Raw genomic sequence first — 13139 nt, 5'->3', positions numbered from 1 at the left:
GTGGGCGAGAAACCGCTCACGCCGTGGCGACCTTGATTGCCGGATACAGCGCCCGGTAACGCTGATAGGCATCGGCATAGACGCCGCCAAGCGCCGTGTCCGGTTCGATCGTGGCATCCGTCCTCGGGGCCGTACAGATTTCAAGCGGATCGGCACCCGTCGCCGCGATCAGGCCGAGCCGCGCGGCGCCAAAGGCGGCGCCGAAGTCGCCATCGGCGGGAACGTCGACAGGCAGCTGAAGCGCGGTGGCAATCGCCCTCAGCCAGTAGCGCGAGCGCGAACCGCCGCCGATCGCCGTCACCCGCGTCAAGGTCGTGCCGGCCTTGGCCAGGGCTTCGAGGCTGTCGCGGAAGGCAAAGGCGACGCCTTCCAGAACGGCCTGCGTCAGCACGGCACGGCTCGATTCATGCGCCAGCCCGGCGAACGCGCCGCGAATGGCGGAATCATTGTAGGGTGTGCGCTCGCCCGAGAGATAAGGCAGGAAGGACACGCCGCTGGGCGCCTTCAATGTATCGCCGAGCTCAGTGGTCAACTCGCCGGCGCTCTTCCCGGTGATTTCGGACAGCCAGTTGAGCGAATCGGTTGCCGACAGGATGACGCCCATCTGGTGCCAGGTGTTGGGAAGCGCGTGGCAGAAGGTATGCACGGCGCTTGCCGGGTTGGGCAGGTAGGAAGCATTGGCGGCAAACAGCACGCCCGATGTGCCGAGCGAAACGAAGGCGTGGCCGGCGCCGACCGTGCCCATGCCGCAGGCCGAGGCGGCATTGTCGCCGGCGCCGCCGGCGATCGGAATGCCGGCAGTGACGCCCCATTTCGAGGCCAAGTCGGCGCGCAAGGCACCTGCCTTCTCCGTACCCTCGACCAGCGACGGCATCTGCTTTTCATCCAGCGATGTCGCCGCGAGCAATTCGGCGGACCAACGGCGCTTGCCCACATCGAGCCACGAGGTGCCGGCCGAATCGGACATTTCCGAAATGTGTTCGCCGCTCAGCCAGAGCCGCAGGAAATCCTTGGGCAGCAGCACCTTGGCGACCTTGGCGAAGACAGCGGGCTCGTTGTTCTTCACCCAGGCAAGCTTCGGCGCGGTGAAACCGGGAAAGACGATGTTGCCGGTCAGCGCGCGGAAGCGCGGATCGGCATCGAGGACGGCGGCCTCGGCATGGCTACGCGTATCGTTCCACAGGATGCAGGGACGCAGCACCTTGTCGGCGGCGTCGAGCAGCGTGGCACCATGCATATGGCCGGATAGGCCGATACCCTTGACCGCGGCGAATTCCCCGGGATGCCTGGCCTTGAGGTCGGCAATCGCCTCTTCGCAGGCGTGGATCCAGTCGTCGGGATCTTGTTCCGACCAGCCAGGATGCAGGCGTGAAACATCGAGCGACGCATGACCGGAACCGATGACGGTTTGCCCGGCATCGATCAGCAGCGCCTTGACGCCCGATGTCCCGAGATCGAGGCCGAGATACATGATTTCCTCCCATGCCATTAATTTTTTCGGGTCTCGAAAAAATCTGGCTTGGCCAGTTTTTAAAACAAGATCCGCTTCGGGTCAATTCTCGGACAAATCGGCGGCGCGTCGCAGAAACAGCGCCGAGAGCGGACTGTCGGGTCGCGCCATCGAACGTTCTGCCGTGAGCGCCCTGGCCAGCGCAGCTTCACCGGAGCGCAGGGCCGCCTCGATCAGCGTCAGGTCAATGACGTCGCGTTGGGCGTGGCTGCCGCCGAAACGGTGAGCGATCGCCCGTATCGGCCGGATCAGGCGCACGGTCTCGGCGTAGTTGCCTTCACCGAACGCCTTGATGGCAAGCGTCAGCGGATGGCCGACGTCCCTGGTGAAAGCCGCATTGTCGTCGTTACCGCGCATGGCTTCGCGCTGCGCCTCGAGCAAGATCTGGGCCGGGCCATCGAGCCCTGCACCGACAAAGGCCATCATCGCGTGGGCATCGTTGAAGGCATAGAGGCCGAGGCCGGCCTTAGGCCAATTGGCGGCGAGCGCGGTCCAGCGGTCGCCGACATCGATGCCGCCGAGATGCAGCCGCCACAGGAGTGCCGACGCGTCGACCATGTTCACCGCCATCGCCGATGGTGTGCCATAGATCGGTCCGTCATAGAGGGCCAGCACCTGGTCGGTCTCGGCGAGATCGTAGTGAAACAGCGCCAGGTGCCACCAATTATGCACCTGCAGGAAACTCTCCCGAGCCCACGCTTCCGGATTGGCGCGCATCCAGGCAATGCCATCCCTTTGCCGGCTCTGCATCTCCATGACATGGGCGACGGCATGCTGTGCCCAGCCGTCGCGCGGCTCCATGTCGACTGCCGTTCGGCCAAGCTTCTCGGCCCTGATATAGTCACCCATCTCCTCCAGCCCGAACGCCTGCATGCCGAGCATGGCGTGGTAGCCCGGCATGCCGTTTTGCCAGGACGGCAACGCGCGGCTGATGCGGTCGCGCAGCATGCGCGCATTGCCGGTGAAGAAATCGATCTGATGACCGGTCTGCAGCGCCACCGCGTCGAGCGGGAAGTCGATGGCGATATCCTCGAGGATGGCTCCGGCATCATGCCAACGCCCGTTGGCCAGATGACCAAGGGCTGCGACATGTGCCTGCTCGCGCGTCGTCGCGGCAAGCGGCAGTGCCGCTTCATGGCAAGCCTTGGCCACCGCCGTCGCCTCCCGCTCGGTGGCGAGGCCGAAGAGATAACCCTTGAAGACATGCGCCATGACGAAGCCTGGATCTTCCGCGATGGCGCGGTCGATGGACGCCACTGGATCGCCGATGAAGCACTGCAGTTCACGCACCGCCTGGCTGTAGGGTGTGAATCCCGCCTCCGTTGCACCAGAAAGCGTCAGCCCGAATGCGTCCCTGATTGCCATGCGATGTCCTTTCATCGACCCGTGACAGGCCCTCGATCCTTCGGCCCAAGGCGATCCTAACGCATGGGCCACGGACACGCCAACCACGCGCTGCGCCAGACCATTTCAGTAGTCTTTGCAGTTTAGCAACCATGCAGGGCAGATTAGGCTTTGTAAAAGAGAATGAATTGTGTCTTCATTGCGGCGCCGGGCGGGGGGCTTGAAATCGCGAATCGAGAGGGACGCGATGCGGCATCTGAAGAACAGGCCTCAGAACAGTCGTTCGGAGGATACGGAAGCCGCAGTTGCTTTGCCGCGGCGAAGGTCCCGTCAGCTACATCCATGGCTTATTAGCGCCATCTCAACTACAGCCTTTGCGTTGCTGCCCAATTCCGCTGCCTTTGCCGCATGCGTGCTGGGTCCGTCCGCCGGGAACACCGTTTACACCTGCGATAGCGGCTCATCGGGCGGTAGCCTCACCGATGCCGACGGCGACAACACGCTGAATTTTCCCGCCGGTGGCACCGGGCAGATATCAGGCAACGTCACCTTTGGCGTCGGCACGGACCGCATCGACATGCAGTCCGGCACCATCACAGGCACCGTCGACCAGGGCGGCGGCACGGATTTCTTCACCATTGGCGCGGGCACTGTCGCCGGCAATGTCCAGCAGGGCGCCGGCATCGACGATTTCAATATGAGCGGCGGCCAGATCGGTTCGCTCAACCAGGGCGATGGCCTCGACACTTTCACCATGACCGGCGGACGCATCGTCGATTTCTTCGACGATGGCGACCGCGCCGTGATGACCGGCGGCCGCATCGGCCGCGTCAACATGAAGCTCGACAAGAACTATTTCAACATGTCCGGCGGCACCATAGACCGCAACCTCGTCACCGGCTTCGACGAGGACACGATCATCCTGTCGAGCGGCACCATCGGCGGCAACATCAGCGTCAGCGGCGGCAATGACAGCGTGACGGTCACCGGCGGCACGGTCGGCGGCGATATCCTGATGAGCTTTGGCGCCGACAACTTCGTCTGGAACGGCGGCGGCATCATCTATGGCGCCGTCGATCTCGGCGGCGACAACGACACCGCCAAGCTCAGCAACCTCACCAACGCCAATCTCGGCGCCACGGATGCCATATCAGGTGGCCTTGGCACCGACGCGCTGACCCTCGACAACGTCAAGCTCGATGGGATCAGCCGGCTCCAGAACTGGGAAAGCATCGGCGCCACCAACGACACCCAGCTGACGCTGGATAGCAATTTGGTGCTCGGCGACAGCGGCACCGGCACCGGTTCGCTCAGCGTCGACGCCGCCAGCACGCTCTATGGCGGCGGCTTCAATGCGGCGATCCAGGCCTTCACGGCCGGCCAGTTGGCGCAGGTCACCAATGCCGGACGCATCGACCTGACCAATGGCAGCACCGGTGCGACAGATAGGCTGACGATATCAGGAAATTATACCGGCCTGGGTGGCCTGCTGCTTATCCAGATCGAGCTTGGTGACGACAGTTCAGCATCCGACCGGCTGGTCCTGTCGGGCGGAACAGCTTCCGGTTCGACCGGCATCACCGTGGTCAATCTCGGCGGCGCCGGTGCGGCGACCACGCAGGACGGCATCATGGTCGTCCAGGCGGTCAACGGCGCCACCTCCGGCGCCTCCACCTTTGCGCTCGATGCACCGGTCGCCGCCGGTGCCTTCGAATATTATCTGTTCAAGGGCGGCGTCAGCGCCGGCAGCGAAGAGAACTGGTACCTGCGCTCGACGCTGAACACGCCGGCCTCGCCGGCCCCAGCCCCGCCAGCGCTCGAACCCACCCCGCCGCCGGAACCGGAGCCACCGGCGGCCGAACCACCCCCGCCCCCGCCTTCCGAGCTGCCGCCGACGCCGCCGCCGACCGAGGGCGACATCAACAACCCGCCTGTCGACCCGACACCACCGGTGCAGGCAAGCGATCCGGAACCCGAGCCACCACCGCCGCCGCCACCGGCACCGGTGGCGGATCCGCCACCCCCGCCACCGGTGGTGCCGACGGGCGCGCCCGACCTGCCAACACCGGCCGCGGGAGAGGAAATCCTGCTCTACCGCATCGAGGTTCCGGTCTATTCGGCCTTGCCGCCGGTCGCCGAACATCTGGCGATGACGACGCTCGGTACATTCCACGAACGGCGCGGCGAGCAGAGCCTGTTGTCGAACACCGAGCTGTCGCCGGTCTGGGGCCGCATTTTCGGCCAGGACAGCAAGATGGCGTATTCGGGAACGGTGTCGCCGTCCTTCGACGGCACACTGTTCGGCTTCCAGGGCGGCTTCGACGTGTTCGGCCGAGAAACCAGCTCCGGTTCGGTCGATCGCGCCGGCCTGTTCATCGCCTATGCCAGCATGAATGGTGATGTGCGCGGCCAGGCGCTGGGGCAGGACAATCTATCCGCCGGCGGTATCGATCTCGATGGCACCAGTGTCGGCGGCTACTGGACCCGCATCGGCCAAAGCGGCTGGTATATGGACGGCGTCTTGATGGCCACCTTCTTCGGTGGAAACGCGACTTCGTCGCGTGACATCGGCATCGATGTCGGCGGCACCGGCGTCACAGCTTCGTTGGAGGGCGGTTACCCCATAGCGCTAGGACAAGGCTGGACGCTCGAGCCGCAGGCGCAACTGGTCTGGCAGCATCTGTCGCTCGACGATACCTCGGACCGCTTTGCTTCGGTTTCCTTCGGTTCCGACGGCAGCGTCACCGGCCGGCTGGGCGCACGGCTGCAAGGCGAGACAACGATCAACGGCGTGGCGCTGCAGCCCTACCTCAAGGCCAACATCTGGCACGATTTCGGCGGCACCAGCCATGTCAATTTCGACACCACCGACATCTCGACCGAGGGCAAATCGACCTCGTTCGAATTCGGCGGCGGCGTGATTGCCAAGGTGACCGACAAGGTCAGCATCTTCGCCACCGGCGACTACACCACCAATCTCGGCGGCGACAAACGCCGTATCCTGGAAGGCAATCTGGGGTTCAGCGTCAAATGGTGAGGCTGACCATGATCCCGGAACCGGTTTCGGGATCATGGCCATACAGAGAGCCTAATTGCCCGAACGCATCGCCACCGTGGCGATGCCGGCGCCGACCAGCAGCGTGCCGCCGGTGCGGTTGAAGATGCGGATTGCCTTGGGATTGCGCACGACGTTGCGTGCGCGTGCGGCTATCAGCGCGTAGCCGAAGGCATTGGCGAAGGCGAGCGCCAGGAAGGTCGTCTCGAAGATCAGCATCTGCGTCCAGAAATCGGCGTGCCGGTCGAGGAACTGCGGCAGGAAGGCGACGAAGAACGTGATGCTTTTCGGGTTGAGCGCGGTGACCAGCCAGGCATGCGCCATCATCTTGAGCGCCGACACTGCATCGGTGCGCGGTTCGGCTTTCAGCGCGCCGCCGGCGCGAAACAGTTTCACGCCGAGATAGATCAGATAGCCGGCGCCGATCAGCTTCAGGATGGTGAAGACGGTCGCCGAAGCGGCCAGCAGCGCGCCGATGCCCAGCATCGACAAGGTCATCGCGGTGAAGTCGCCCAGCGCCACGCCGACGGCCATCGGCAGGGCGGTGCGCCAGCCCTGGCCCAGCGCGTACGACACGACCAGCAGGATGGTCGGGCCCGGAATGATGAGAAGGATCGTCGACGCAGCGGCGAAGGCGGCCCAGTTTTCGAAGGACATGCTCGTCTCCCTTGAGCTCAAAGAAGAGGATAAATCCTTAAGGCCGGCACAATGTAAAGAGGCGATTTCCCTAACTGCGCCAGCGGCAGGTCGGCGTCAGTTCGCGCCGCTCAGCGTGCTCACGATATCGGCCAGGCTGACATTGGCACCGAGAACGGTTGCGGCTGCGACAATGGCAGCGGCAAAAAGCTTGATGTCGGTTTTTAAGGTCTTGCACATGGAGGCCCCTCGCTGATCGCTTGAGGGGTAGGAAACACCAGTGCCGGGATTATGACCCGACCGAGGTCTTTTTGTGCAGCAGCTCCCAGTCAATGGTCAGGCAGGAAGCTCGAGCGCCCGCCGGGCAATGCGCAAACGCAAGCTGTGCAAGGTCTTCACGCTTTATCAACCATGAATGATGAAAATGCCTGCTATCCGGCCGGACCGTGCTTCCCGCCGACAGCGTAGGGTTTGGGTATATGCGTGAGTTGCCGCAAGGTCTGACGCCGCCGCGAAACGGCGACGCATTCGAAACCGATCATCATCTTTCCCGCCGTGCCATCCTGTCGGGGGCAGGGGCGCTGGCGCTGCTGAGCGCCGCCGGTTGCTCGACCTCGGGCGGCGGCCTGCCGGCGCTCGAACTCGACGATACGGTCACCGGTTCCGTGCGGCCGATCCGGCCGAGCATCAGTGTCGACAAGAACATCACCAGCCCCGGCGTGATGTATGCCGCGATGACGGATGGTGGCTTCAACGTGCCGGAAGTGCCCTATCTCAAGGTCAAGCCGGAATTCCGCCGTCAGATCGTCGTCGACACGACAGGTGAGGCACCCGGCACCATTGTCGTCCATTTGCAGGAGCGCATGCTCTATCTCATCCAGCCGGGCGGCGATGCCATCCGCTACGGCGTCGGCATCGGCAAGGACGGCTTCCGCTGGTCCGGCCGCGCCAACATCCAGTACGGCAGGGAATGGCCGACCTGGACGCCGCCGCCCGAAATGATCGCGCGCAAGCCGGAACTGGTGAAATGGCAGGCCGGCCAGCCCGGTGGCCTGACCAACCCGCTCGGCGCGCGCGCGCTCTACATCTACCAGGACGGCAAGGACACCGGCTATCGCATCCACGGCTCGCCCGAATGGTGGAGCATCGGCCAGGCGATGTCGTCGGGCTGCGTGCGCCTCATCAACCAGGACATCATCGACCTCTACAGCCGCGTCTCAAAGAAAAACCCGGTGGTGGTCGTCTGATCGTTTAGTCCGCCGACTCTCCCGTTGCGCGATGCCGCAAGACAGGCGAATGTGCCTGCGAATTCATCGCTCGGGAGACGTCAGGAATGGCCGGAACTTTTGTTATCGCGCAGGGCGGCGGCCCAACCGCCGTCATCAACCAGACGGTGGTCGGGGCGACGCTGGAGATCCGCAAGCGGCATCCCGGCGCCAAGGTCCTCGGCTCCATCCACGGCGTGCGCGGCATTCGTGACGGCAATTATGTCGACCTCTCCGCCATATCAGAGGACCGTCTGCGGCTGATAGCCGGCACGCCAAGCGCGGCCCTTGGCTCGACCCGCGACAAGCCGGATGCCGCCTATTGCGACGTCATCCTCAACGGCCTGAAGAAGGCCGGCGCCGACGCTTTCATCTACATCGGCGGCAACGACACTTCCGGAACGCAGCAGATCCTGACCGACGCCGCCGGCGGCACGATCGCCTTCGTCCATGCGCCGAAGACCATCGACAATGATCTCGAGGAAAACGACCACACGCCGGGCTTCATCTCGGCGGCCGAGTTCGTCGCCGGGGCCTTCCTCTCCGTCGACCTCGATTTTCGCGCCCTGCCCGGCATCTATGTCGGCATCGTCATGGGCCGGCATGCCGGCTTCCTGACCGCAGCCGCGGCGGCATGGCAGCTCGACCCCGACAGCGGACCGCACCTCGTCTATGTGCCCGAGCGCCCATTCTCGGCCGCCGGCTTCATCGACGACGTGCGCGCCACGCTCGATCGCCACAAGCGCTGTATCGTCGCCGTATCGGAAGGCGTCAGCACCGCCGACGGCAAGGCGCTGGTCGAAAGCCTGGTGCCGCCGGACAAGCTCGAGCGCGACGCGCATGGCAACGTCAAATTGTCGGGCAGCGATCTGCCGGCCGCACTTGAACGCGCACTGGCTGAAGGCCTGCCGGGCAAGCGGGCTCGTGTCGATGCGTTGGGCTACATGCCGCGCGGCTATATCGGCGCCATCAGCGCGGTCGATGCCCAGGAGGCTTTCGATGCCGGCGCTTTCGCCGTCACTGTCGCCGAACAGGGCGGCGGCTCGGTGGCGCTGCAATATGACGGCACCAAAACGGTGCTGAAGAAGGTGCCGTTGAAGAACGTCGCCGGCAAGACCCGCCACATGCCGGACGACTTCATGAAGCCCGATGTCAATCAGCTGTCCGAGGCCGGCATGGCCTACCTCAAGCGGCTGGTGCCGGAAAAATACAAGGTCGGGAAGCCGTTCGTTTGATGCCAGGGTCACACCTGATGCCGGACTGGTTCAGCAGGAGCATCATCGACGATAAGACGACGATGCTGACCGAACCGTTCGTGCATGAGTACCTGCGCGCCAACATCTGGCATCTGCGCGGCCGGGATGCCGATTTGCTGGTCGACACCGGCATGGGCATCTGTCCGCTGGCGCCCGAGATCGAGACGTTCGACGGCAAGCCGCTGCTGGTCGTCGCCACCCATATCCATCTCGACCATGTCGGTTCGCTGCACGAATTCCCGTGGCGGGCCGGACCAAGGCATAGCGCAGAACAATTCGAGAGCATGGATGAGGCGGCGACCTACGCTTACATGTTCCACGATCTCGACGGCGCCGTTTCGAAACTGCCTGCGCCGGGCTGGAAGGCAGCCGACTACAAGATCCCGTCCGCTCCATTGACGCGGACCCTCGATGAGGGCGATGTGGTCGATCTCGGCGACCGGCAGTTCCGTGTGCTGCATCTGCCCGGCCATTCCCCGGATTCGATCGCGCTGTTCGATGAGGTTGACGGCCTATTCTTCAGCGGCGACGCCATCTACGACGACACGCTGATCGACGACCTGCCGGATTCGGACCGAGCCGCCTATATCAGCACGATGCAGCGCCTGCTCGACCTGCCAATCCGCATCGGTCATGGCGGACACGGACCGAGCTTCGACCGCAAGCGCATGCGCGCGATTGCCACGACCTATCTCGGGCGAACTGCCGGGATGTGACGCCCCCGGCGGGGTAGAAAAGCCACGCCTGACGACATTGTGACCTGCCGTCGTCCGGATATTAAATCTTCGTAAGGTCGGCCGAAAACCCTAAATCGGGCCAATCCGCGCCCTAGATGCAGGCTGTCGATCCGGTCGGCTGCCATGCCAGGCGAGACGGGCAATCGCGACCCTCGACACGCCTGATGGCCAGTTTCCTCGCACGGGAGCGGCCACGGCGACGGATCAACTCTCGCCCGGACAAACGACCATGTCAGATATCCTTCGCAGACATCGCGTCGCGGCCTTGCTGGGCGCTGCGCTGATCATATCCCCCTTCGTCATGTCTTTCGCCCAAAGCGCGGGCAACACCGTTCCGACAACCCAGACACCTGTCGCCGGCATCACCGCGCCCAACGGCTCGTTCGCCCCCATCGTTGCCGCCGACAAGCCGGCGGTGGTGACGGTTACCACCGTCATGAAGGCACAGCCGGAAAGCACTGACGACGGTGTGCCTCTCGGCAACTCGCCATTCGACGACTATTTCCGCCAGTTCTTCGGCGACCAGGGCATGCCCGCTCCGCGCACGCCGCCGCAGGAGCCGGCACAGCGGGCCGAGGCACTCGGCTCCGGCTTCATCGTCGCCTCCGATGGCACCATCGTCACCAACAATCACGTCATCGATGGCGCCTCTTCGATCAAGGTGACGCTCGACGACGGCACAGAATTTCCCGCAACGCTCGTCGGCAGCGACGCCAAGAACGATCTCGCCGTGCTCAAGATCAAGGCCGGCAAGTCCCTGCCGACGGTCAAATGGGGTGACTCCGACAAGTTGATGACCGGCGACCAGGTGCTGGCGATCGGCAATCCGTTCGGCATCGGCACCACGGTCACCGCAGGCATCGTTTCTGCACGCGGCCGCGACCTGCACAGCGGACCGTTTGACGACTTCATCCAGATCGACGCCCCGATCAATCACGGCAATTCCGGCGGTCCGCTGGTCGATGTAAACGGCAATGTCGTCGGCATCAACGCGGCGATCTATTCGCCCAATGGCGGCAGCGTTGGCGTGGGCTTCGCCATTCCGTCGGATCAGGCCCAGAAAGTGGTCGCCAAGCTGATGAAGGACGGTTCCATCCAGTACGGCTATCTCGGCGTCGAGATACAGCCGGTGACGCCGGACGTGGCGAGCGCCATTGGGCTCGATCATCCCGGCGGCGCGCTGGTTTCGCAAGTCAATGACAGCTCGCCGGCGGCAAGCGCCGGTGTCCAGACGGGCGACGTCATCACCAGCTTTGCCGGGCAGGACGTGAAGGATCCCAAGGACCTGTCGCGGGCGGTCGCCGATGTCGCGCCCGGCGCCAGGGAGACGCTGGAGGTCTGGCGCAAGGGCAAGGCGATGCAGATTTCCGTCGCTGTCGGCCGCAACACCGACGATGTGAAGACCGCGTCGGCGGACGACGGGTCCGGCGCGCCAGGCGCCGAGCATGGCTCGCGCGTTCCGGCGATCGGGCTTGGCCTGATGGACATCACCCCCGACATCCGCGAGCAGATGAAACTCGCCGACAATCAACACGGCGCGGTGGTTGCCAGCGTCAATCCCGACAAGGCGGCAGCGGCTTCCGGAATCCAGGCCGGCGACATCATCGTCGCTGTCAATCAGGTGCCGGTGAAGAGCGCCAGGCAAGTGACGCAGGCGATCGCCCAGGCCGGCAAGTCCGGCCGCAAATCTGTCCTTCTGCTGGTCGAGCGCGACGGCGGCCAGATCTATGTCGCGGTGCCTTTCGCCAATGGCTGAAACGCAACATTGACATAAACGCAGGATCGGCAGGGGCTCGTCGGTGACGATCCCTGCCGGCCTCTGCCGATCAAGATTTCGGTTGCCCGCCACGACATCTTCGAGAACATTGCATCAGGCCGATAGTGGCCTGATGCAATGGGGATTGCCGCGATGGTCACCCGGGGTTTCTCTTCAGGACGGCGCCCGCCAACCGATGACGATGCGCGCATACCGCCCGGCCAATATCTCGAACAGGGTTTTCCAGTCCTGTCGGCCGGCCCCACGCCGCGCGTGGGCACGCAGGATTGGTCTTTCACGCTGAAACATGGGCCACGGCCGATCAAGAAATGGAACTGGGCCGAGTTCAACGCGCTGCCGCTGACCAAGATGACGCGCGACATCCATTGCGTGACCGCATGGACCAAGTTCGACACGCCGTGGCAGGGCGTGCTGGTCGACGATATCCTTGCCGACGCGGGTTTGGAGCCGCCGACCGGCTTCACGCTGGCGCACGCGTTCGACGGTTACACGACCAATGTGCCGGTCAAGGATCTCACCGCCGGCAAGGCCATGGTGGCGCTGTTTTACGAAGGCAAGCCGATCACACCGGACCATGGCGGCCCGGCAAGGCTGCTGGTGCCGCATCTCTATTTCTGGAAGTCGGCCAAATGGCTGAACGGACTGCAATTCACGACGCGCGACGAACCTGGTTTCTGGGAATTGCGCGGCTATCACATCTATGGCGATCCATGGCGCGAACAGCGCTACACGGACGATCCATGAGCGATGCGGCAGCAGTACAGTCGCCTTGGCAGATAGCCAGGATCGTCCGCATCGAAAAGCGCACGCCGCGTGTCACCAGCTTCTTTTTCCAGCCGTCTCGGCCCTTTGCCTATCGCGCCGGGCAGCATGTCGACGTCAGGCTGACGGCGCCGGACGGCTATCAGGCGCGCCGCTCCTATTCCATCGCCTCCGCACCCGAAACGAACGGCGTGATCGAACTGGCGATTGAAAAACTCGACGACGGCGAGGTCTCGCCATTTTTCCACGAGGTCGCGGCAATTGGCGACGAAATCGAATTGCGCGGACCGCTCGGCGGGCATTTCGTCTGGCCAGAAGATGAGAATGGCCCGCTTGTGCTGGTCGGCGGCGGTTCGGGCGTCGTTCCCTTGATGTCGATGGTCCGCCACCGCGCCGCGCAGAATTCAAGCGTGCCTGTCGTCCTGGTCTTTTCAGCCCGGGTCTGGGACGAGGTGATCTTTCGTGACGAACTGATCGCTCTCGACGACCGCAAGGACGGCTTCGATCTGGTGCTGACGCTGACGCGCGAGGCCGCACGTCGCCCGGCCGACTATGCGCGGCGGGTGGATGTTGCGATGATGGCGCAAGCAATGGCGCGGCTGCCCGTGCCGCCCGGTCTTGCCTTTGTCTGCGGCTCTAATGCCTTTGTTTCCGCCGCTGCCCAGGCGCTGATCGATGCTGACGTTGCAGCGGAAAACATTCGCACCGAACGATACGGAGTCTGAGCGGACATTCCCAATGCACGTCGGTCTTGTCTCTGACGGTTCGGTCGAGGGCTCGATGCTTCAAGCCTTGAA

11 protein-coding genes are annotated in these 13139 nt (G+C 64.0%); 7 read left to right on the top strand and 4 right to left on the bottom strand.

What is annotated here, in order from left to right; genetic code table 11:
- Positions 1-16: 16 nt before the first annotated feature.
- The gene (gene xylB, locus ACZ89F_RS30095; protein WP_476095789.1) at positions 17-1471 is read right to left on the bottom strand and encodes a xylulokinase; all 1455 of its coding nucleotides are present in this window, start codon (positions 1469-1471) and stop codon (positions 17-19) included.
- 81 nt (positions 1472-1552) lie between these two features.
- Positions 1553-2875 (bottom strand): tetratricopeptide repeat protein, encoded by a 1323-nt coding sequence (locus ACZ89F_RS30090; RefSeq protein WP_476095788.1) that lies wholly within the window; start codon positions 2873-2875, stop codon positions 1553-1555.
- A gap of 226 nt (positions 2876-3101) precedes the next feature.
- On the opposite strand from ACZ89F_RS30090, the gene ACZ89F_RS30085 reads away from it, so the two are divergent.
- Complete coding sequence (locus tag ACZ89F_RS30085; RefSeq protein WP_476097432.1) at positions 3102-5891, top strand: autotransporter family protein; 2790 nt, start codon at positions 3102-3104, stop codon at positions 5889-5891.
- A gap of 51 nt (positions 5892-5942) precedes the next feature.
- Here the strand turns inward: ACZ89F_RS30085 and ACZ89F_RS30080 are convergent, their stop codons facing one another.
- Positions 5943-6566, bottom strand: coding sequence for a LysE family translocator (locus ACZ89F_RS30080; RefSeq protein ID WP_476095786.1), 624 nt, complete (start codon positions 6564-6566; stop codon positions 5943-5945).
- A gap of 96 nt (positions 6567-6662) precedes the next feature.
- A complete protein-coding gene (locus tag ACZ89F_RS30075; protein WP_013528283.1) occupies positions 6663-6785 on the bottom strand; it encodes a hypothetical protein in 123 nt (40 codons plus the stop codon).
- Positions 6786-7024: 239 nt separating this feature from the next.
- Here ACZ89F_RS30075 and ACZ89F_RS30070 point away from each other — a divergent pair, with 239 nt between their 5' ends.
- From ACZ89F_RS30070 to ACZ89F_RS30045, 6 genes are all read left to right on the top strand, one after another.
- On the top strand, positions 7025-7792 hold the full coding sequence (locus ACZ89F_RS30070) for a L,D-transpeptidase (RefSeq protein ID WP_476095784.1): 768 nt from the start codon (positions 7025-7027) through the stop codon (positions 7790-7792).
- An 86-nt stretch (positions 7793-7878) separates the two neighbouring features.
- Positions 7879-9045 carry a diphosphate--fructose-6-phosphate 1-phosphotransferase gene (locus tag ACZ89F_RS30065; protein WP_476095782.1) on the top strand — a complete coding sequence of 389 codons (1167 nt, stop codon included), beginning with the start codon at positions 7879-7881 and terminating at the stop codon, positions 9043-9045.
- A 17-nt stretch (positions 9046-9062) separates the two neighbouring features.
- Positions 9063-9782 (top strand): MBL fold metallo-hydrolase, encoded by a 720-nt coding sequence (locus ACZ89F_RS30060; protein WP_476097431.1) that lies wholly within the window; start codon positions 9063-9065, stop codon positions 9780-9782.
- A 250-nt stretch (positions 9783-10032) separates the two neighbouring features.
- Positions 10033-11559: a DegQ family serine endoprotease gene (locus ACZ89F_RS30055; RefSeq protein WP_476095780.1), complete on the top strand. Its 1527-nt coding sequence runs from the start codon at positions 10033-10035 to the stop codon at positions 11557-11559.
- Positions 11560-11712: 153 nt separating this feature from the next.
- Entirely contained in the window at positions 11713-12324 is a 612-nt protein-coding gene (locus ACZ89F_RS30050; protein WP_476095779.1) for a molybdopterin-dependent oxidoreductase, read from the top strand.
- Positions 12321-13067: an FAD-binding oxidoreductase gene (locus tag ACZ89F_RS30045; RefSeq protein WP_476095778.1), complete on the top strand. Its 747-nt coding sequence runs from the start codon at positions 12321-12323 to the stop codon at positions 13065-13067. Before ACZ89F_RS30050 ends, ACZ89F_RS30045 begins: the two co-directional genes overlap by 4 nt.
- Positions 13068-13139 lie beyond the last annotated feature (72 nt).

It is taken from the genome of Mesorhizobium sp. USDA 3734 (assembly GCF_056279665.1).
This window is presented reverse-complemented; position numbering and strand designations above follow the sequence as displayed.